This is a genomic window from Celeribacter halophilus (genome assembly GCF_900114135.1).
GTDB lineage: Bacteria > Pseudomonadota > Alphaproteobacteria > Rhodobacterales > Rhodobacteraceae > Celeribacter > Celeribacter halophilus.
In genome coordinates, this window is record NZ_FORY01000003.1 from 284,385 (window position 1) to 305,444 (window position 21,060).

The 21,060-nt window shown below is 60.6% G+C and carries 21 protein-coding genes; 15 read left to right on the plus strand and 6 right to left on the minus strand.

The window, feature by feature from the left end; translation table 11 throughout:
- Positions 1-20 precede the first annotated feature (20 nt).
- The 10 genes from BM152_RS04545 to BM152_RS04590 all read left to right on the plus strand — a co-directional run bounded on the left by BM152_RS04545 (position 21) and on the right by BM152_RS04590 (position 9,671).
- Positions 21-1,205: a M24 family metallopeptidase gene (locus tag BM152_RS04545; protein ID WP_066608036.1), complete on the plus strand. Its 1,185-nt coding sequence runs from the start codon at positions 21-23 to the stop codon at positions 1,203-1,205.
- Between the two features lie 2 nt (positions 1,206-1,207).
- Complete coding sequence (argE, locus tag BM152_RS04550; RefSeq protein ID WP_066608041.1) at positions 1,208-2,371, plus strand: acetylornithine deacetylase; 1,164 nt, start codon at positions 1,208-1,210, stop codon at positions 2,369-2,371.
- The gene (locus BM152_RS04555; RefSeq protein ID WP_066608046.1) at positions 2,358-3,041 is read left to right on the plus strand and encodes a GntR family transcriptional regulator; all 684 of its coding nucleotides are present in this window, start codon (positions 2,358-2,360) and stop codon (positions 3,039-3,041) included. The genes argE and BM152_RS04555 overlap by 14 nt, the downstream gene beginning before the upstream one ends.
- Positions 3,042-3,108: 67 nt before the next feature.
- A complete protein-coding gene (gene ehuR, locus BM152_RS04560) occupies positions 3,109-4,473 on the plus strand; it encodes a MocR-like ectoine utilization transcription factor EhuR (RefSeq protein ID WP_066608047.1) in 1,365 nt (454 codons plus the stop codon).
- Positions 4,474-4,667: 194 nt separating this feature from the next.
- A complete protein-coding gene (gene dctP, locus BM152_RS04565; RefSeq protein WP_066608049.1) occupies positions 4,668-5,672 on the plus strand; it encodes a TRAP transporter substrate-binding protein DctP in 1,005 nt (334 codons plus the stop codon).
- A gap of 171 nt (positions 5,673-5,843) precedes the next feature.
- Positions 5,844-6,440 carry a TRAP transporter small permease gene (locus BM152_RS04570; protein ID WP_414835863.1) on the plus strand — a complete coding sequence of 199 codons (597 nt, stop codon included), beginning with the start codon at positions 5,844-5,846 and terminating at the stop codon, positions 6,438-6,440.
- A gap of 3 nt (positions 6,441-6,443) precedes the next feature.
- Positions 6,444-7,730 carry a TRAP transporter large permease gene (locus tag BM152_RS04575; protein WP_066608051.1) on the plus strand — a complete coding sequence of 429 codons (1,287 nt, stop codon included), beginning with the start codon at positions 6,444-6,446 and terminating at the stop codon, positions 7,728-7,730.
- 12 nt (positions 7,731-7,742) lie between these two features.
- Positions 7,743-8,186 carry a universal stress protein gene (locus tag BM152_RS04580; protein ID WP_066608053.1) on the plus strand — a complete coding sequence of 148 codons (444 nt, stop codon included), beginning with the start codon at positions 7,743-7,745 and terminating at the stop codon, positions 8,184-8,186.
- 199 nt (positions 8,187-8,385) lie between these two features.
- Positions 8,386-9,345, plus strand: coding sequence for a DnaJ C-terminal domain-containing protein (locus BM152_RS04585; RefSeq protein WP_066608055.1), 960 nt, complete (start codon positions 8,386-8,388; stop codon positions 9,343-9,345).
- Positions 9,342-9,671, plus strand: coding sequence for a chaperone modulator CbpM (locus BM152_RS04590; protein WP_066608058.1), 330 nt, complete (start codon positions 9,342-9,344; stop codon positions 9,669-9,671). The genes BM152_RS04585 and BM152_RS04590 overlap by 4 nt, the downstream gene beginning before the upstream one ends.
- 119 nt (positions 9,672-9,790) lie before the next feature.
- Here the strand turns inward: BM152_RS04590 and ilvN are convergent, their stop codons facing one another.
- From ilvN to BM152_RS04605, 3 genes are read right to left on the minus strand one after another with little or no spacing between them, the layout of a single operon-like run.
- A complete protein-coding gene (ilvN, locus tag BM152_RS04595; protein ID WP_066608060.1) occupies positions 9,791-10,357 on the minus strand; it encodes an acetolactate synthase small subunit in 567 nt (188 codons plus the stop codon).
- A gap of 15 nt (positions 10,358-10,372) precedes the next feature.
- Positions 10,373-10,675 (minus strand): hypothetical protein, encoded by a 303-nt coding sequence (locus BM152_RS04600; RefSeq protein ID WP_066608063.1) that lies wholly within the window; start codon positions 10,673-10,675, stop codon positions 10,373-10,375.
- Positions 10,675-12,423: an acetolactate synthase 3 large subunit gene (locus BM152_RS04605; RefSeq protein WP_066608066.1), complete on the minus strand. Its 1,749-nt coding sequence runs from the start codon at positions 12,421-12,423 to the stop codon at positions 10,675-10,677. Before BM152_RS04605 ends, BM152_RS04600 begins: the two co-directional genes overlap by 1 nt.
- Positions 12,424-12,725: 302 nt before the next feature.
- Here BM152_RS04605 and BM152_RS04610 point away from each other — a divergent pair, with 302 nt between their 5' ends.
- Positions 12,726-13,208: a winged helix-turn-helix domain-containing protein gene (locus tag BM152_RS04610; RefSeq protein WP_414835861.1), complete on the plus strand. Its 483-nt coding sequence runs from the start codon at positions 12,726-12,728 to the stop codon at positions 13,206-13,208.
- 125 nt (positions 13,209-13,333) lie between these two features.
- The gene (gene modA / locus BM152_RS04615; protein ID WP_066608069.1) at positions 13,334-14,098 is read left to right on the plus strand and encodes a molybdate ABC transporter substrate-binding protein; all 765 of its coding nucleotides are present in this window, start codon (positions 13,334-13,336) and stop codon (positions 14,096-14,098) included.
- Positions 14,099-14,101: 3 nt separating this feature from the next.
- Here the strand turns inward: modA and BM152_RS19210 are convergent, their stop codons facing one another.
- Entirely contained in the window at positions 14,102-14,569 is a 468-nt protein-coding gene (locus BM152_RS19210; protein WP_066608071.1) for a YbjN domain-containing protein, read from the minus strand.
- Positions 14,570-14,656: 87 nt separating this feature from the next.
- On the opposite strand from BM152_RS19210, the gene BM152_RS04625 reads away from it, so the two are divergent.
- Together BM152_RS04625 and BM152_RS04630 are read left to right on the plus strand one after the other, a co-directional pair.
- On the plus strand, positions 14,657-15,625 hold the full coding sequence (locus BM152_RS04625) for a SpoIIAA family protein (protein ID WP_066608074.1): 969 nt from the start codon (positions 14,657-14,659) through the stop codon (positions 15,623-15,625).
- Between the two features lie 191 nt (positions 15,626-15,816).
- The gene (locus BM152_RS04630) at positions 15,817-17,700 is read left to right on the plus strand and encodes a heavy metal translocating P-type ATPase (protein WP_066608077.1); all 1,884 of its coding nucleotides are present in this window, start codon (positions 15,817-15,819) and stop codon (positions 17,698-17,700) included.
- Here BM152_RS04630 and arsH read toward each other — a convergent pair.
- Together arsH and BM152_RS04640 are read right to left on the minus strand one after the other, a co-directional pair.
- Positions 17,675-18,373, minus strand: a complete 699-nt coding sequence (gene arsH / locus BM152_RS04635) for an arsenical resistance protein ArsH (RefSeq protein WP_139222471.1) — start codon at positions 18,371-18,373, stop codon at positions 17,675-17,677. The genes BM152_RS04630 and arsH overlap by 26 nt on opposite strands.
- A gap of 282 nt (positions 18,374-18,655) precedes the next feature.
- A complete protein-coding gene (locus tag BM152_RS04640; protein ID WP_066608086.1) occupies positions 18,656-19,417 on the minus strand; it encodes an IclR family transcriptional regulator in 762 nt (253 codons plus the stop codon).
- A gap of 165 nt (positions 19,418-19,582) precedes the next feature.
- Between BM152_RS04640 and BM152_RS04645 the strand changes: the two genes are divergently transcribed.
- Entirely contained in the window at positions 19,583-21,028 is a 1,446-nt protein-coding gene (locus BM152_RS04645; protein WP_066608089.1) for an NAD-dependent succinate-semialdehyde dehydrogenase, read from the plus strand.
- The last annotated feature ends 32 nt before the right edge of the window (positions 21,029-21,060 follow it).

A 21,060-nucleotide genomic window follows, 5' to 3' on the forward strand; every position in this document is an offset into this window, starting at 1 on the left:
TTGTATACAATAGGTGAGCCATGCCGATAGAAAACGCCCCGTTCTCCCGCGCCGAATATGACAGACGCATCCGGCTGACCCGCGAGGCGATGGTTCAGGCAGGAATTGATGTTCTGTTCATCACCAACCCGTCCAACCAGAACTGGCTGACCGGTTATGATGGCTGGTCCTTCTATGTGCATCAGGGGGTGATCCTGTCTCTGGAGGATGATCCGATCTGGTGGGGCCGGATGCAGGACGCCAATGGTGCCAAGCGCACGGTCTGGATGGAGGATGACCGGATTTTCCACTACGCCGATCGCTATATTCAGGCGACCGACATGCACCCGATGGAAGACCTTGCCTCGCATCTGCGGATCATGGGCTATGGTGACAAGCGGATCGGGGTGGAGATGGAGACCTATTACTTCACCGCCCGCGCCTTTGCTGTTCTGGCAGAGGGTCTGCCGGAGGCCGAGTTTGTGGACGCCTCGACATTGGTGAACTGGAACCGGTTGGTCAAATCCCCCGAAGAACTGGGCTTCATGCGCCGCGCGGCACGGATTTCGGAGCTTGTGATCGAACGCGCGATGGAGCTGGCCGAGCCGGGGATGCGCAAGCACGATCTGGTGGGCGAGCTGTTCAAGACTTCTGTGCAGGGCGAAGATGACAGCTGGGGGGATTATCCCGCGATTGTGCCGCTTTTGCCCTCGGGGGCGGATGCCTCCGCGCCGCATCTGACGTGGAATGGCGAGGCGCTGAAAAGCGGGGAGGCGACCTTTATCGAACAGTCGGGCTGTTACCGCCGCTACCACGCGCCTTTGTGCCGGACGATCTTTTTCGGCAAGCCGCCGGGGTTTATGACGGACGCGGCGGAGGCGCTGACCGAAGGGTTGAACGCGGGGATCGAAGTGGCCCGTGCGGGCAACCGCGCCTGTGACATTGCCCGTGCGCTGGACGCGGAATTGCTCAAGGTCGGGATCGAGCGTCCGAACCGCTGCGGCTATGCGGTGGGCCTGTCCTATCCGCCGGATTGGGGCGAGCACACAGTGTCGCTGCGGGCCTTTGACGAGACGGTGCTGGAACCGGGGATGACGTTTCACTTCATGCCGGGACTGTGGATGGACGGCTGGGGCATGGAGACCACCGAGACCATCCTGATCCGCGAGGACGGTCCGGCGGAGACCCTGTGTAACGTGCCACGCAAACTCTATGTGAAAGACTGACCATGTCCGATCTTGCGCGTTGCCGTGACATTCTGGGCGATCTGGTGGCCTTTCCGAGCGTGTCCTCACAGAGCAATCTGGGGGCGATTGCCTATATTGCGGAGCGGCTGGAGGAGGCCGGTGCGCGGGTTGAGGTTCTGGAGGATCAAAGCGGGCAAAAGGCCAATCTCTTTGCAACCCTTGGCCCCGATGGCTCCGGCGGGCTGGTTTTGTCGGGGCATACGGATGTGGTGCCCGTCGAGGATCAGCCGTGGAGCAGTGATCCTTTCGAGATGGTCGAGCGCGACGGGCGGCTCTACGGGCGCGGCACATGCGATATGAAGGGCTTCATCGCCACCTGTCTGGCCAAGCTTGATGTGCTCACGCAGGCGGCGCGAACCCGTCCGATCCATTTTGCCTTCACCCATGACGAAGAGGTCGGCTGTCTCGGTGCACGCTCACTCGTTGAGGTGTTGCGCGGGCGCGAGGTCCGTCCGGCGATGGCGCTGATCGGTGAGCCGACCAATATGCAGGTGATCGAAGGCCACAAGGGATGTTGCGAATATACGGTGACATTCACGGGGGCCGAAGGGCATGGCTCCGTGCCGGACAAAGGCGTGAATGCGGTGGAATATGCGGCGCGTTATATCAACCGGCTTCTGGAACTGCGTCGTGCCTTGATTGCGCGCTGTCCCGAAGGCTCGCGGTTTGATCCGCCCTATACCACGCTCAACATCGGTGCGCTCAAGGGCGGTCATGCGCATAATGTGATAGCGGGCAAGGCGGTGCTGGAGTGGGAAATGCGCCCCGTGGTTTGGGAGGATCACGATTTTGTCCGGCGCGAGATTGCCCGCTATGTCGCGGATGTGCTGTTACCGGAGATGCGGCAGGTGGCACAGCAGGCCGAAATTTCCACCGAGGTGATCGGCGAGGTGGCGGGGCTTGTGCCGATGCAGGAAAATGCCGCGCGTGATCTTGCCTTTTGCCTGACGGGGGCAAACCGCGCAGATCTTGTGCCTTTTGCCACTGAAGCGGGATTATTCCAGCAGATCGGCATGTCGGCGGTGATTTGTGGCCCCGGTGCCATTGACCAGGCTCACAAGCCCGACGAATATGTTACGCTCGATCAGCTTGGTCAGTCTATGGCCATGCTGGAACGGTTGGGAGACAGCTATGGTGGACGATGACGTGACGGAGACCCGCGACGGTCCACTGACGGCGCGGGACCGGTTCGACAGGATTCACGCAGACATCCGCAACCGGATTTGCCTGTTGGAATATCCGCCGGGGGAGAAGCTCTCCGAGGTGGAACTGGCCGAGGAATTCGGCATTTCCCGCACGCCCTTGCGCCGCGTTCTGGCGCGGCTTGAGGACGAGGGGCTGGTGACATCCGTTCATGGTGTCGGCACGATGGTCACCGATATCGAGATGGAGGAACTGGCGCAGGTCTACCGCTTGCGCAAGGAGCTTGTGCTTTTGCAGACCTCTCTGGATGTGGCTCCGCCGGACGCTGTCTATCTCGCACGGGTCGAGGCGCTTCTGGCGCGTGCGGAGGCGCTCAAAACCGCGCCATCGGCCAAGGCGTTTTCAACACTCGACCGCGATATGTTTCTGACCTTGCTGGAGCTGACTGCCAACACGCCGCTGCGCACCATGTCCAAACGGCTGTATTTCCGCACGGCGCGGATATGGCTGCAACAGGTGACGGCCTCCAAGATCGACCTGATGCAGGAGATCGAGGTCTATGCGCGCGAAGTGCGTGATATTCTGGAGGCGCTCAAGCTGGGCGATCTCGATGCGGTGGGGCATATGCGACGCAGTCATATCTCGCTGAGTTTTGCACGTATGATCAAATGATGAGGCCCGGCGGCAGGCGCATCCGTGCTCTGGACAAAGCGGCGCGTGCGGGGTTTTGTGTTGCACCATGTCGCATTGGCCTCTGACCCCCGAAGATATCACCCGTCCGGCTTACCGCAGTCTCGCGCAGGCGATTGCTGCGGCCATCAGCGCGGGCAATTTGCGCACGGGCGACCGTCTGCCCACCCACCGGCAACTGGCGTGGGAGCTGGATGTCTCTGTGCAAACCGTGAGCCGCGCCTATGAGGAGTTGATCCGCGCTGATCTTGTGGTCGGTGAGGTGGGGCGGGGGACATTCGTCAATTCCCTGCCGCCGGACAGTCTGGAGACACCGTGGCATAGCACCGCCGCCGCGCTGCCCCGTTTCGATCTTTCGATCATGACACCTGTGGCCTTGCCGGAGATGGAGCAGGCTTGGGCGGAGAGCCTGTCGCGTATGTCGGGCCATTTGGGGCCGGAGATCATCCACGAACTGCGCCCCGAACAGATTGCCGAACGCTATGCCGATATGGCGACAGGGTGGCTGGCGCGCTGTGGGCTTGTGGTGGGCAAGCGGCGCGTTCTGATCACCAACGGGGTGACGCCCGCGATGTTTGTCGCCCTGTCCTCGGCGCTGATCCCCGGCGACATTATTGCCACCGAGGGCCTGACCACCCACACGCTCATCCAGTCGGCGCGTCTTTTGAACCTGCAACTGCAGGGGATTGCCTGTGACGAGCGCGGGATGATCCCCGAGGCGCTGGTGGCGGCGGCGGAAGAGTCCGCCGGCCAGATGAAGGCCGTGTTTCTCATGCCCGCAGGGGCCGGACCCAACCCGCGTGTCATGGACAAGGCGCGGCGGGATGCTCTGGCGAAAGCGGCGCTTGAGACCGGTCTGACGGTGCTGGAGAGCGATCCGCTCGGCCCTTTGCCAGCGCGGCGTTCACCGCCGATTTGCGGCCTTGTTCCGCGACAGGGGTTCTATTTCACGGGGCTGACCAAATGCCTCTCGCCGGGATTGCGGCTCGGGTTTCTGGTGATGCCGGAGGGATTGTTCGAACATGTCACCAGCCGCCACCTTTCGACCTCCTGGATGGCCACGCCGCTGATTGCGGAGATCGCGCGGGACTGGATCGAGCGCGGCACGGCGGACAGGATTCTGGCTGCGCATCGGGTCGAGCTGGCCGCGCGCAACCGCCTGGCGCAGTCCATTCTGGGGCCGCGTTGTGAGGGGGGATTGCACAATCTGCACCGCTGGCTGCACCTGCCGCCGGAGATGGAAGAGGACACATTCATGCGCCGTGCGATGGAACAGAATGTCGCCGTGGCGGCGGGCGCGGGATTCGCCGTGTCGGATCATCGCCCTGCTGTGCGGCTCTGTCTGGGGGCAGGGGGACGGCGTGATCTGGAGCGTGCCTTGCGCACTCTCGCTAAAGTTGTGCCGGAATTTTAGCATCAAGCCTCTGTCTGGCGCATCCCCGCTGGCCTCAAATTGTCATGGTTCAATATAAATATTGACTTGTATTCCCCAGCCCCAGAGGTTTCGGGAGAGCCGCGTTTGCAGGGAGTTGCAAACATTTGCGGCATGAAAATACGCCCGCCGCCAAGAGAGGGCGGTTTCGGGCATGACAACAGGGGATACGTTTAATGTCATATCAAAAGTTCTTCGCCACCAGTGCTATGGCCTTGCTGCTTGGCACCGGTAGCGCCATGGCCGACACTTGGCGCTACGCTTTCGAAGAGGCGATGGAAGAGGTTCAGGGCAAGTTCGCCCAGAAGTTCAAGGAAGAGATCGAAGCCAATTCCGATCACGAAATCCAGCTTTTCCCGTTCGGCACGCTGGGCGAGTCCGACAGCATTATGGAGCAGACCCAGTCGGGTATTTTGCAATTCGTGGACCAGTCTCCGGGCTTTACCGGCGCGCTGATCCCCGAGGCGCAGGTGTTCTTTGTGCCTTATCTGCTACCGCAGGACACGGCGACGCTGGCGACGTTCTTCGAGGACTCGAAAGCCATCAACGAGATGTTCCCGCCGCTCTATGCCGAGCAGGGGCTGGAGCTTCTGACTATGTTCCCCGAGGGCGAGGTCATGATGACCACCACAGAGGCGGTCGCGGGGCCGGAGGATCTCGACGAGGTGAAATTCCGCGTGATGACCAACCCGCTTCTGGTGGAGAGCTACAAGGCCTTTGGCGCCACGCCGACACCGCTGCCGTGGGGGGAGGTCTACGGTGCGCTTCAGACCGGTATCATTCAGGGTCAGGAAAACCCCGCCTTCTACATCGAGTCGACGAAAATGTATGAGGTGACGGATCACATCACCCGCACCGGTCACAACAACTTCACCACCGCTGTGATGGCGAACAAGGAGTTCTTTGACGGTCTGTCGGACGAGGACAAGAGCTTGGTCACCAATGCGATTGATGCGGCGTTCGACTATATCATCGCCTATCAGGAGGGGCTGACCGACGCCTCGCTGGCCAAAGTGATGGAGGCCAAGCCTTCCATGACCATCACCACCCTGACCGAGGAACAGCGCGCGCCGTTCAAGGCTACGGCGGCTTCGGTGGAGGAGGAATTCCTCAAGATCGGTGGCGATCAGGCCGGGGCAATCCTTGAACAGCTCAAAGCCGATCTGGCTGCGGCGCAATAAACGCATCGCCGGAGCACGGGCTGCGCACCTGTGCTTCGGCGGTCGATACGGAAAGGGTCGGGTCGTTTGCCTGCGGCGTGACCCGTTTTCCCGAAAATATCACACAGGGATGTGCTCGTGACGCCTGACAAAGATGACGCCCCGAAAGGGGAGCCTGAACTCCTGACTGCACTGGCAGCCTCGCCCATTGACGAAGATATCGACGATTCCAGCTATGTGTCCGGTCTGCCCGGCATTCTCGGTGTGATCGACGGCGGGGTCGCGCGGATCGAGGCGGTGCTTCTGGCGCTTGGCGTGTTGCTGATGGCGCTCAATACAATGGCCAATGTGGTCGGGCGGTTTGTCTTCGGGCAAAGCCTGTTCTTTTCCGAAGAAATCAATCGCGCACTGATCGTGCTGATCACTTTCGCGGGGATTTCCTATGCCGCGCGCCACGGTCGTCATATCCGTATGTCGGCCTTTTTCGATGCGCTCAACCCGCCGATGCGCAAGGTGCTGATGGTGGTGATTGCCGTTGTGACCTCCGCGGCGATGTTCATGCTGGCGTGGTATGCGGTGGATTATGTACTGGCACAGGCCGCGCGTGGCCGTCTTTTGCCCGCGCTGAAAATCCCTGTCTGGTGGATCATTGTCTGGGCACCTTTGGGATTTTTCCTGACGGGCCTGCAATACGCGCTCACGGCGATCAAGAATTGCATCCACAAGGACATCTGGCTCTCGACGAGCACGCTGGAAGGCTATTCCAACGACGATGCAGAGGAGGTCTGAGCCATGGCTCTCGCAATTTTCGGCACCATGATCGTGCTTCTCCTGCTTGGCTTTCCGATGATGATCCCGCTGATCGCCGGCTCGCTCATCGGTTTCGTCACCCTGTTCCAAGGCTTCGGCCAGTTGGACACGATGGTGCAGCAAATTCTGGGGGGCATTCAGCCCGCCAGCCTGATTGCCGTGCCCATGTTCATCTTTGCCGCCGATATCATGACACGTGGACAGTCGGCCAACCGTCTGATTGATCTCGTCATGAGTTTCGTCGGTCATCTCAAAGGCGGGCTTGCGGTGACAACAGCCGCCGCCTGCACACTTTTCGGCGCGGTCTCCGGCTCGACACAGGCCACGGTGGTGGCGGTCGGGGGGCCGCTGCGTCCGCGGATGATCAAGGCCGGATACAAGGACAGTTTCGTGCTGGCGCTGATCGTCAACGCCTCCGACATCGCCTTTCTGATCCCGCCCTCCATCGGCATGATCATCTACGGCGTGGTGTCCGGCACCTCGATTTCCGAGTTGTTCATCGCAGGGATCGGGCCGGGGCTTTTGATCCTTCTGCTGTTCTCGATCTATTCCTACATCTATGCCGTGCGCAACAACGTGCCGACCGAACCCAAGGCCTCATGGGCCGCGCGGGGACGTGCCATCCGGCGCGCTCTCTGGCCGCTGGGCTTTCCGGTGATCATTGTCGGTGGCATCTATGGCGGCATCTTTTCCCCGACAGAAGCGGCAGCGGCCTGTGTGCTCTATGCGCTTTTGCTCGAAATGGGCATCTTTCGGGAGATGAGTGTCCAACAGCTCTACGCCACGGCCAAATCGACGGGGCTGATCACGGCGGTGGTCTTTATCCTCGTGGGGGCCGGTGCGGCGTTTTCCTATGTCATCAGCTTTGCGCAAATCCCGCAGCAGGTGTTGGGCAGTATCGGCATCAACGAGATGGGCCAGTATGGTGTACTCTTTACCATCTCCATCGCCTTTTTCGTCGGCTGTATGTTCGTGGACCCGATCGTGGTGATCCTGATCCTTGTGCCGATCTTTGCCCCCGTGGTGCAGTCGGTCGGGCTGGATCCGGTTCTGGTCGGGACGATCATCACGCTTCAGGTCGCGATTGGCAGCGCCACGCCGCCCTTTGGTTGCGATATTTTCACGGCGATTGCGGTGTTCAAACGCCCCTATGCCGAGGTTGTCAAAGGCACGCCGCCCTTCATCGCCATGCTTCTGTCGGTTTCGGTCCTGTTGATCTTTTTCCCGCAGATTGCGCTCTTTTTGCGGGATGTCGCCTTTGGCAAGTGAGGAGGCTCGCCCATGTTCAAGAAAATTCTATTGGCGCATGACGGCTCAAACGGCGCGGATGCGGCTCTCGAAAAAGCCGCAGGTCTGTGCAAGTTGACGGGGGCGGAGCTTGTCGTGCTGACGGTCTATCGCCATCACTCGATCCTTGAGGCCTCGATCTCGATGGTGCGTGGGCATGGGGAGGAGAGCGGCAATCTGGACGATGCGATGAGGTCTGCGGCCCGTGAAGTGGGGAACCATGCCAAGGCGCTGGCCGGAACGCTGGGGGTGCCGAAGGTTCAGGCATTTATCAAGGGCGGGCCATCTGCGCGCACCATTGTGACCTTTGCCAGACAGAACGGCTGTGACCTGATCGTGGTCGGCTCGCGCGGTGTGGGGGCGTCTGAAGGCTACATGCTCGGCTCGGTAAGCCACAAGGTGACCAGCATCTCGGAAATTCCGGTTCTGGTCGTCTGAGGGCAGGTGAGGGCGGCAAGCGGGCCAGAGGGCTGTCTTTGGCTTGCATGCACCCAAGCGCGAGCATAGCCGCTCGGGCCGTTTCCGCATTGACTTGGATCACGGACGAAACTGCTGACCTGTGGCATCTTGCATCCGTTGGACCCGCCTTTGGGCACTGTCCAACAGACATGCATTTCCCGGCGAACAGGAGGCCTGGATGCCCGATGATCCATATGAAGTTCTTGGCCTGACCAAGGCCGCGACGGCGGATGAAATCAAGAAAGCCTATCGCAAACTGGTGCGGACCTGCCATCCCGATCTCAATCCCGATGATGCGGGTGCGGAAGAGCGTTTCAAAAAGGTGAACGCGGCCTATGAACTGCTGAAAGACCCCGAGACCCGTGCGCGTTATGACGCCGGAGAGATCGACGGGCTTGGTGCAGAGCGCCCGCAGCGCCAGTATTACCGTGATTTCTCCGGCGCGTCCGACAATGCCTATCAACAGGGGCACGGGTTCGGGCCGGATGTGGATCCGGCGGATATATTTGCCGAAATCCTGCGCAATCGCGGACGGGCAGGAGGTCAAGGCACTGGCGGGCAGGGCTTTGGTGGCCAAGGATTCGCGGCGCGTGGGGCGGATATGCGCTATTCGCTCAATGTGCCGTTTCTGGATGCCGTAAAGGGAGCGGAGACGCGGATCACCTTGCCGGACGGGCACAGCCTTGCCGTCAAAATCCCGCAAGGCACCGAAGATGGCCAGACGCTGCGGCTGCGCGGCAAAGGTGCGCCGGGGTATGGGGGCGGTCCGGCAGGGGACGCGCTCATCACCGTGCTTGTGGGGTCGCATCCGGTGTTCCGCCGCGAGGGCGACGACATTCTGATCACGCTGCCGATTACCATTGACGAAGCCGTTCTGGGCGCCAAGGTCACAACCCCGACCATTGACGGGCCTGTGGGGCTAACGATTCCGGCAGGTGCAAGTTCGGGGCAGGTTTTACGCTTGCGCGGACGTGGCGTCGGTCATGCCAAACGCAAAACCAAGGGCGATCAGATGGTTGAGTTGAAAATCGTCTCGCCGCCCGAGATCGACGACAGTCTGCGGGAGTTTTTCACAGAATGGCGCAAGACGCATCACTTTGATCCGCGGGGTGATTTGATGAAGGGGGCAGGCACATGACGCAGAGATTCACGGTAGAGGAAGTTGTCACCACCGTCACGCGGCTCACGCGCCGCCAGCTTATGGGCTTTGTCGACGGCGAACTGGTCCGGCCGGAACAGGATGAGAGGGGCTATGTCTTCCGTCAGGTTGATATCGCGCGGCTGGAACTGCTGTGCGATCTGTCCCATGACCTTGATCTCGACGAGACGGCACTGGCCATTGTCATCTCGCTCATTGACCAGTTGCATGGGGCGCGACAGGAGCTTGCGACTCTTGCGGGTGCAATCGACAGCCTGCCTGATGAGCTTCAGAGCCGTATCATGGCGGAAATGAAGCGGTCTTGAGGGGCGGCATCGGGAGAGCGCCAGAGGGTGTGAACCGCGCCTGACCAAAGAAAAAGGGGCCAATGCGGCCCCTTTTTATGTCGTGATCTTCGCGGATGTGTCTCGCGCAGCAGGCCGTGTCAGCCCTTGCCGCCACGGGCCAGAGCCGCAACGCCGGTGCGGGCGGTTTCCACCAGTCCGAGCGGGCGCATGAGATCGGCAAAAGCGTCGATTTTCTCCGACGGGCCGGTCATTTCGAAAACAAAGCTCTCCAGCGTGCTGTCCACCACATTGGCGCGGAAAATTTCTGCCAGACGCAGGGCTTCGATGCGGTTGTTGCCGGTGCCCTGAACCTTGAACAGCGCCAGTTCGCGCTCGATGGAGGGGCCTTCGACGGTGAGATCGTGGACCTCGTGGACGGGCACGATGCGGCCCACCTGCGCCTTGATCTGTTCGATCACGTCACGGGTGCCGGTGGTCACAACGGTGATGCGCGACAGGTGGCTGTCATGGTTGACCTCGGCCACGGTAAGGCTCTCGATGTTGTAGCCGCGTCCGGAGAACAACCCGATGACGCGGGCCAGCACACCGGCTTCGTTGTCGACCAGAACGGCCAGCGTGTGTTTTTCGATCACTTCGGAATGATAGTCGCGAAGGTCATAGGCGGAATGGCTCGACGAGCCTTTTTCAATACGTAGGGCAGACATGATCTTTCCTCTCCCTTAGCCAGCGCAATCGAGCGTGGCGTCAAAAGTGTTGATTTCATCGCGTTTGACAAGCGTGCGCACGGCACAGCCTGACGCGGTTTCAATGGCGGCGCGGGCGGCGTCTTGAAGCTCTGCGACATTGAGACGGCCCGTGTGATAGTTGCGCGCGGTGGCGGTTGTGCCGGAGGTCTCGACCGCAAAGTCGAAACCGCCGGAGGACACATCCACCGCATCAGCCGAAGACATGCACCCCGCAAGCCCCCAAGTCGCGACCAGCGCGGCGAGGGCGTTGCGCAGCCATTTCCCGAAACGTTTCATCAGACCAGAACCGCCCCGTCCGACTTGATCGCCCCCTCGGTGGAGGCATCGCCCAGAAGCATTTCGTTATGGGCCTTGCCTGACGGGATCATCGGGAAACAGTTTTCGTGTTTCTCGACGAGGCAGTCAAAGATTACCGGACCGTCATATTCGATCATTTCCATGATCGCATCGTCCAGATCTTTCGGGTCGGAACACTGGATGCCCTTCGCGCCGAAGGCTTCGGCGAGTTTGACGAAATCGGGCAGGGCTTCGGACCAGCTCGACGAGTAGCGTTCGCCATGCAGAAGCTGCTGCCACTGGCGCACCATGCCGAGGCGTTCGTTGTTCAGGATGAACTGTTTCACCGGCAGGCGGTATTGCATCGCCGTGCCCATTTCCTGCATGTTCATCAGCCAGCTTGCCTCACCCGCGACATTGACGACGAGGCTGTCGGGATGCGCCATTTGCACGCCGATGGAGGCCGGAAAACCGTAGCCCATCGTGCCCAGACCACCTGAGGTCATCCAGCGGTTCGGGTCTTCAAAGCCCAGAAACTGCGCCGCCCACATCTGGTGCTGGCCGACTTCTGTGGTGATGTAGCGGTCCATGCCCTTGGTCAGCTCCTGAAGCCGTTGCAGGGCGTATTGCGGTTTGATGATCGTGTCCGAATTCTTGTAGGTCAGACAGCGGACCTCGCGCCATTCATCGATCTGTTTCCACCATGCGGAGGTGTCGGCGGTCTTGCGTCCGCGCGATTTCCAGACCTTGAGCACATCTTCGAGAACATGGCCCACATCACCGATCACCGGCAGGTCGACGCGGATGACTTTGTTGATCGATGAGGGGTCGATGTCGATGTGGATTTTCGTGGAATGCGGTGAGAAGTCCTGAATCCGGCCGGTGATCCGGTCGTCGAAACGCGCGCCGATGTTAATCATCAGGTCACAGTCATGCATCGCCATATTGGCCTCGTAGAGACCATGCATTCCGAGCATCCCCAGCCAGCTTTTGCCGGAGGCCGGATAGGCACCCAGCCCCATGAGCGTGGAGGTGATCGGAAAGCCCGTCGCATCGACCAGTTCGCGCAGCAGTTGCGAGGCCCCTGTGCCGGAGTTGATAACGCCGCCGCCCGTGTAGAACACGGGGCGTTCGGCTTTTTCCAGCAGGTCAACAATGCCGTTGATCTCTTCGATGGAGGCTTTCACGCGGGGCTGGTAATGGCTGACGTTGATTTTCGCGGGCGCTGTATAGTTGCCTTCGGCGAATTGCACGTCTTTCGGCAGATCGATCAGCACCGGACCCGGGCGGCCGGAGGTGGCAACATGGAAGGCCTGATGGATCGTGCCGGACAGGGTGTCCGTGTCTTTCACCAGCCAGTTGTGTTTGGTGCAGGGCCGCGTGATACCCACGGTGTCGGCTTCCTGAAAGCCGTCTGTGCCGATCATGAAGGTCGGAACCTGACCGGAGAAGACCACCAGCGGAATGGAATCAAGCAGGGCATCGGTCAGTCCGGTGACCGCATTGGTCGCCCCCGGACCGGATGTGACCAGCGCCACGCCCACCTTGCCGGTCGAGCGCGCATAGCCTTCGGCGGCGTGCAGGGCGGCCTGTTCGTGGCGCACGAGGACGTGCTTGATGTCATTTTGCTGGAAAATTTCATCGTAGATCGGAAGGACAGCGCCCCCCGGGTAGCCAAATACCGTGTCCACACCCTGATCCTTGAGGGCCTGAACCACCATTTTTGCTCCGGTCATCTGACGTGTCATTTTTCTCTCCGTCTCACGCGTCACTTACGTTTTTGGCAATAAAAAAGCCCCCGGTTTTACTCGGGGGCGCATGGGTTCCAATATGGTTAACCGTTACCGGCCCATGCGCGTTTTCCCTACAAGTACAATAATGTGGCCGATCATGGCGTTGGGGTCCTTCATTGCGTGCGGCGACATTATGTGCAGCCGCAGCAGGCGTCAACACCAAAACACCCGTTTGCGTGAAGAAAATGTCGCGCAAAGGGGTGGTGACGAAATAAAGTTAAAGATGCTGACCTATTTTGCGGTCAAGCAAGGCGGATATGGCCGTGATCGCACCTGTCGGGATCCGGAGGCGCGGGGGAGAGCTTGCGCCCCTCTCGGAGACGGGGCACAGTCCGGCTATGTGTGAAGATCAGAACCTGCGCCCTGAAAACCCGACGCCGGAAGGCATGGCCGATATCCGTATGCGGCTCAGGCTGCATTTCGGGGATGTTCTCAAACTCGGGCCGGGCAAGGCCGATCTGTTGGAGGGCATTCGCGAGACCGGCTCCATCGCCGCTGCCGGACGCGCCATGTCGATGAGCTACAAACGCGCGTGGTCCTTGGTGGAAGAGATGAACACGGCTTTCCGTGCGCCTTTGGTGCAGTCGAACCGTGGCGGAGCGCAGGGCGGCGGGGCCTCTCTGACCGAGACGGGGGAGACTGTGCTGGCCCATTACCGCAGGCTCGAAGGCATTGTCTGGCAGGCCGGTCATGATGAGATCGCCGCCATTCGCGATTTGTTGGCGGACACTTCGGTTTAAGGCGCAAATGCGCGGATCACACCTATTCAGTTTACGGGAAATTCAATATGTTTGCAGGGAGATATCGCTTGCCTGTTTTTTGCGTGGATGCGATATGTTTTGTGAAACATATTGAGAGAGGTCCCATGTCCACCGCTTTGTCCCGCATCTTTGCCACTTTCATCAGTTTTTGCGCACCGGTCGCGCTTCATGCAGATGAAGTCACGGTTTTCGCCGCCGCCAGCATGACCAATGCGCTTTCGGAGATCGAGGCGGCGTTCGAAGCCGACACGGGGCATGATCTGGCCATTTCGCTTGCGGGCTCATCGGCGCTTGCACGTCAAATCCAACAGGGCGCGCCTGCGGATGTTTTTATCTCGGCCAATCCCGACTGGATGGATGTTCTCGAAAAGGACGGTCTCTTGGCGGAGGGTAGCCGCTTTGATCTGGTGACCAATTCCATCGTGCTGATTGCACATGGGCAGGAGGTTGCGGCTATGCCGGTCGAGAACCTGCCGGATGCGCTTGGCGAGGATCGTCTGGCGATGGCGCTTGTGGATGCGGTGCCTGCGGGGATCTACGGCAAGGCGGCTTTGACAAGTCTTGGCCTCTGGAGTGATCTCGCGCCCAAAGTGGCGCAGGCCGACAATGTGCGTGCCGCTCTGGCGCTTGTGGCGCTTGGCGAGGCGCCGTTTGGCATTGTCTATGCAACTGATGCGGTGGCCGAGGATGATGTGAGCGTGGTGGCGACCTTTCCCGCCGAGACCCATCCGCCAATTGTCTATCCGGCGGCTTTGATCAAGGGACGGGACACAGAGGCCGCCACGCAGTTTCTGGGCTATCTGACAGGCGACAAAGCCCGCGCCGCCTTTGTGCGACAGGGCTTTGTCATGGCATCCGAGGATGAGTGAGTCTTATTCAAAGAACTCTTCGGCCTGTTCGAGAACCACACGCCACCAGTCAAACGTGTCGTCCAGCGCCACACGGGTGATCCCGCCTTTGAAGGCGAAGGAATAGTTGATTTCCAGATCGCCATCCGAGTCGACAGAGGCTTTGCCGAAGCGGTAGCCGTTGTTATAGGCGTTGATGACGCTAGCGTCGGTCACATAGTCGTCGCCGTCAAAATAGGCGACGAAAGTGCCGTTGTTGCAATCCTTGTGATCTTCGCAACCGTAGAAATAGAGTGAATAAGGCACGCCGCTGATGCGACCGCGAAACATCGGGTCGCCCTCACTGTCCGTTTCGAATTCAACCGAACCGTAGCCGCTCAACAGGTTTTCGAATGCCTCCAGATCGTCGAAGGTCAAAACATCCGGTGCAGCCGTTGCGCCGAGGGTTGATGCGCAAAGCACAGTGCTTGCAAGAAGGGCGGATCGAAACATGTGGGTCCTTTCCGGCCGGAGGCCGTGTCGTGGAAGGTAAGTAAAGAAAGTGCCAAGGTCGTGAGACCTCCTTGCCAGAGCCGGTGTATGAAAAGAAAGGGGGAATCCGGTTTTATTTCCCCGTTTGTCGAAATCGATGCGCGTCAACACCGTGCGGCGGTTGACGCAGGTCAATGCCTGAACACGGGATATGCGGCATCCTTTGTCCACCGCAGCGTAAGCGCCAATGAGGTGCTGCCCGTGTTCGGGCCTCTTACGGTCTGCGGAGCATCGCAGCATTGGACAGGCCTAATGTCCATCTTCCGCGACACAATGGGAGGCACGATTATCATGATCGACGTTCAACATATTGGTGACCATGGCGTGATGGAAATCCGGATGACCGCTCCGGTGACCGATCGCGACTATAAAGAGACGCTGGTTCCGGCCATTGATAAGGCCATTGCGGGCGGGGATTGCTTGCGCCTTCTGGCCGTTGTGGAGGCCGGATTTACCGATTTCACACTGGGGGCCATGCTTCAGGACACGCGAGTGGGCCTCAAACACTGGCGTGGATTTGATCGTGTGGCACTCGTGACTGACAATGCCGCACTGGCCAAGTCTGTCGCTGCCTTTGCGGTTTTCATGCCCTGTCCTGTTGCGACCTTCAAACTGGGGGAACTGGAGGAGGCCCGCCGCTGGCTGCGCGAAAGCCTCGGCAGTATTCAGCAGGAAGATCTGGGCGATGGTGTGCTGCATCTGTCGCTTCTGGGGAAACTCGACACCGAACAATACGAGAATGATATCGAGGATCTGAACCGCTTCTTTGCTGCACATGAGGACATTCGGCTGTTGATTGACCTTCGCAAATTCGATGGCTGGCAGGGGCTGGGGGCGCTCAGGGATCACTTCTATCTGATCCGCGGCCATGCAGACCGCGTCGAACGCGCCGCCATTGTCGGAGATGCCGGATGGCAGGAGATGGCCGTCCAGATCGGTAAACGTGCCTTCGATCTTGATGCGAAATATTTCGAGAGTGACGAGTTCGAGAAGGCAAAGTCCTGGCTCATGGATTGATTTCGACCCGCCGCCTGCACCAGACATGGTAGCCACACTCAGCCGCCGCAGACAGCTGTCAGACAGGGGCAAGGTCTCGACACGCTCCACGTCTTGCGCGAAGATCATGCGCGGTCTGAGGCGCGGGCAAATGCTTCGCTGATTTCCAACACATCGCCAAAGGCAGATTTGCCCCAGCCAAAGTGAACAGCATGACCAATACCCGAAACGACGCCGCCAGAAACGCCCGCATGAAAAAAGCACTCTTTCTGGCGGCGGCTCTCGGACTCGTGGCAGGGCTGGCGCTATATTTTACCGGCCAAGAGGGGGCATCCCGCCTTGTCTGGACGATTACGGTGCTTCCGGTTCTGATCGCGCTTTGTGTCGATATTCTGCGCAGCCTTATGCGGGGCGAGGTCGGGCTGGATATTGTCGCGGCCCTGTCCATGTCCACCGCGCTGGGGTTTGGCGAAACCTTGGCGGCGGCTGTGGTGGCGGTGATGTATACCGGCGGCAATGTGCTTGAGAGCTTTGCCGAGGGCCGTGCGCGCCGTGACATGCATGCGCTGCTGTCGCGGGTGCCGCGAATGGCCTACCGTTATGCGGCGGGGGCGCTGGAGGATGTGCCGCTGGATGACATCGCGCCCGCAGACCGGCTTTTGATCCGGCAGGGCGATGTGGTGCCGGTGGATGGCACGGTGGCCTCAAAGACGGCCTATCTCGACAGTTCCGCTTTGACGGGGGAATCCCTGCCTGTGCGTCTGGCGTGTGAAGCGGAGGTCATGAGCGGGGCGACCAATGCGGGCGAGCCTTTCGATCTGATTGCCGCGCGTCGGGCCAGTCAGAGCACCTATGCGGGGATCGTGCGGCTGGTCGAGCAGGCTCAGCGCTCCAAGGCTCCGATGGCGCGACTGGCGGACCGTTGGTCGCTTGGCTTTCTCGCTGTGACCGTGGTGATCGCGCTGGCCGCATGGGGGCTGACAGGCGACCCGATCCGAGCGGTGGCCGTGCTGGTCGTGGCCACGCCGTGCCCCTTGATCCTCGCTGTGCCGGTGGCGCTGGTGGCGGGCCTGTCGCGGGCGGCGCGTTTCGGGGTATTGATCAAGGGCGGCGGGCCGCTGGAGGCGATGGCGCGTATTCATACGCTGATCCTCGACAAGACCGGCACGCTGACCGATGGACGCCCGCAGATCGTCTCGATCCACCGCAGCGGCGATGCATCGGAGGAAGACATTCTGCGCTATGCCGCCTCGCTCGATCAGGCTTCCAAACATCCCGTGGCACAGGCCATCGTTGCGGCGGCCAAGGCGCGAGGGATGGCGCTCTCGGTGCCTTCCGAGGTCACGGAAGTGGCCGGTTCCGGGGTTGAAGGCACGGTTGACGGGCGCAAGGTCGTGGTCGGCGGCAATGATCTCGTCGCAGGGCGGGCGGCTCAGGCAGCGGAAGATATGCCCGCGTTGGAGGCCGGTGCAGTGTTGGTGGCGGTGGCAATAGACGGGCGGCTGGCGGGGCATCTGGTCATGGCCGACCCGCTGCGCCTTGGAACTGCGTCGATGCTGGCAGGGCTGCGCGAACAGGGCGTTGCACGCATTCTGCTGGCCACAGGGGACCGCGCCGCCGTGGCCGACCATGTGACCGAAGGGCTGGATATGGACGGGGTGCGTGCCGGTCTGACGCCGGACCAGAAGGTTCTTTTGGTCCTGTCCGAACGTCAGAACGGGCCAGTGATGATGGTGGGAGATGGTGTCAATGATGCTCCCGCGCTGGCGGCGGCGACTGTCGGTGTGGCTATGGGCGCACGCGGAGCGGCTGCCTCTGCCGAGGCGGCCGATGTTGTGCTTTTGGTGGATCGTGTGGACCGTCTGGGGCCGGGGATCGAGATTGCCCGCCGCTCGCGCCATATTGCCATGGAAAGTGTGGTTGTGGGGATCGGCCTGTCGGTCGCGGGGATGATTGCGGCCGGTTTCGGCTATCTGACGCCGGTTCAGGGGGCGGTGTTGCAGGAGGTCATTGACGTCGCGGTGATCCTGAACGCCTTGCGGGCGCTGCGGATTGTGCCGAAAGACGGCCTCAGCCCACAGCCTTCGACTGATTGACCCGTTTGGAGAGCTCCTCGCGGCTTTCCACCCGTTCCGAATAGCGGTCTACGAGGTGCTCCTTGATGTCGCGGGTGAGCAGGGTGAATTTCACCAGTTCTTCCATCACATCGACGATCCGGTTGTAATAGGGCGAGGGTTTCATGCGCCCGTCTGCGTCGAATTCGTCCCATGCCTTGGCCACAGAGGACTGGTTCGGGATGGTCAGAAGCCGCATCCAGCGCCCGAGTATCCGCAACTGGTTGACCGTGTTGAAGCTTTGCGATCCGCCGCAGACCTGCATCACCGCCAGCGTCTTGCCCTGTGTCGGGCGCACGCCGCCAAGGGACAGGGGAATCCAGTCGATCTGGCTTTTCATGATGCCGGTCATGGCGCCGTGACGCTCGGGAGAGGACCAGACCATGCCTTCGCACCATGTCACGAGATCGCGCAGTTCGGCGACTTTCGGATGGTCCAGCGGTGCGTCATCTGGCTGGGGCAGGCCGCGCGGGTCGAAGATTTTCACCTCCGCGCCGAAACGGGTCAGGATGCGTCCGGCCTCTTCGGCAGAAAGACGTGAGAAGCTGTGTTCACGCAGGGAGCCGTAGAGGATCAGGATGCGCGGCGGATGGGTGCTATGGCTGGCCGGAAAGAGTTGCGCAGGGTCCATCGCGGCGAAACTTGCGTCTTCCATCTGCGGTGTGTCGGTTTCTGATCTGTTGTGCGCGGGCGTCTCGGACATGGCCGGTCTCCTGTGTTTTCATCATCATTTCCGTCCTCGTCACCACGCGATGCGGTTGCAGTCAAAGCGCTGAACGTCGCCAGCATCAACCCGATATGTGGGGGCAGGGTGGCCCGCTATGGCCGCATTTTGTGTCGGGAGCGGCGCGTTTTATGGTTTCGTCATTACGCGGATTCTCGAAGTTAGGATTGAAATAGTGCGATGCGGCGGCTCTGTCAAGCGGCGCGGGCGGGGTTAGCCGAGATGGTGACGCGACAGGGAGCCTGCGATTTCGCAGATGATGCCGCCGAGGTCTTTCTTGGCGGCGTCGCGGGCTTCGGTGCTGGTCATGGAAATCGCGATGCCTGCCACGGGCGTGCCCTCCGGCCCGAGGATCGGCGCACCGAGACAGACCATGCCCTCGCGTATTTCGCCATTGTCCACGGCGTAGCCCTGCGCGCGCCAGACCTTCACATCCTCTTCGAACGCCTCAAGATCCCGCACGCTGTTGTCGGTAAATGGCGCATGCCACGGGGCGGAGAGAAGCATGCGTCTCTGCTCTTGCGGAAGCTGCGACAGCATGGCTTTTCCGGTCGCGGAATAGACCGCAGGAAGGCGCATACCTATTTGAAATGTAAAGCCTAAAGGCTTGTCGGAGTTGCGGCAGGCGAGGTAGACCACCTGATCGTTTTCCAGCGTCGAGAGGGTGACGGTGTAATTGGCCAACCGTCCGTCGCGGGCCAGCGTGCGCTGGAATTCGGAGACAAGGGAGGAACGGCTCAGATAGGCCCCGCTCCAGCGCAGGCAATGGGCGCTCATGCTGTAGCCGGTAGGGTCCGAGTGAAGCACGCCGGTTTCTACCAGTGTCTCGCAAATGCCGAAGACGGAACTCTTGGGAATATCGAGGCATCGGGCCAGCTCGGAGACGCCCATGGGGCTGCTGCTGGCGGCCAGTTGGTCGAGGATTCGGATGGTGCGCTCCGCCGCCGGTGCGCGCCGTTTTGTAGGGTCAGCCATGTGTCTGCCATTTGTCTGCGTTTTGTCGGGCAAGTTTACCGCCGTATTTGAGGAATTGACATAGGGTATACATCGGCATACGTTTCATATTAAAGACAGCGTTCCGTATATGGAACGATCAGTCAAGCCGAAACCGAATAGCCAAGACCAAACTGGGAGGCCCGAATGCCTGAACTCAAAGACCCGTCTCTGTTGCAAAACGCTTGTCTGGTGAACGGCCAGTGGGTGCAGGCCGCATCCGGTGACACCATCGAGGTCACAAACCCCGCAGATGGCTCCGTGGTCGGCACCGTGCCCAGCATGTCCCCCGACGAAATCCCTGCGGTGATCGAAGCCGCGCGGGTGGCGCAGGCGGACTGGGCGACATGGGCGGCCAAGGAACGCTCCGCCGTGCTGCGCAAGTGGTTCGAACTGATGGTGGAGAACACCGAAGACCTCGGCCTGATTATGACGCTGGAGCAGGGCAAGCCGCTGAAAGAAGCCAAGGGCGAAATCGCCTATGCCGCCTCTTTCGTGGAGTGGTTCGCCGAGGAAGCCAAACGCATTTACGGCGATACGATCCCCGCACCGGCACGCAACCAGCGCCTCACCGTGCTGCGCCAGCCCATCGGTGTGACCGCCGCGATCACGCCGTGGAACTTTCCGGCCGCGATGATCACCCGCAAGGCCGCGCCTGCGCTGGCCGCAGGGTGCTCGATGATCGTGCGTCCCGCCGATCTCACCCCGCTCACGGCGCTGGCGCTTGGTGTGCTGGCCGAACGTGCGGGCATTCCGGCAGGCGTGTTCCAGATCGTCACCGGTCCGGCCTCGAAAATCGGCAAGGTCATCACCGACAGCGATGTGGTCCGCAAACTCTCCTTCACAGGTTCGACCGAAGTGGGCCGGTTGCTGATGGCGCAATGTGCCGACACGATCAAGAAAGTCTCGCTCGAACTGGGCGGTAACGCACCTTTCATCGTGTTCGATGACGCCGATCTTGATGCGGCGGTCGAAGGGGCGATGGCCTCGAAATACCGCAACGCGGGCCAGACCTGTGTCTGTGCCAACCGTATTCTGGTGCAGCGCGGGGTCTATGACGCCTTTGCCAAGAAACTGGCGGCCAAAGTCTCCGAACTCACCGTTGGCAACGGCACCGAAGAGGGCACGGATATCGGCCCGATGATCGAGCCGAAAGCCCTCGACAAGGTGCAAAGCCATATCGAGGACGCGGTCTCCAAAGGCGCGACACTTATGCAGGGCGGTAAGCGCCTTGGCGGGTTGTTCTTTGAGCCGGCCATCCTCACCGGTGTCACGCCGGAGATGAAAGTCGCAACCGAAGAAACCTTCGGCCCGCTCGCACCGCTGTTTCCCTTCGACACGGAAGAAGACGCGATTGCCATGGCCAATGACACGATCTTCGGTCTGGCGGCCTATTTCTTCACCCGCGATCACGCCCGTATGGTGCGTGTCTCCGAAGGGCTGGAATACGGCATGGTCGGGCACAACACGGGCCTGATCTCCAACGAGGTGGCCCCGTTCGGTGGCGTGAAACAGTCCGGTTTGGGCCGTGAAGGCTCCAAATACGGCATCGAGGACTATCTCGAGATGAAATACATCTGTAGCGCCCTTTAAACCCTTCCCCTCGCGCGACCCGTCCCACTTCC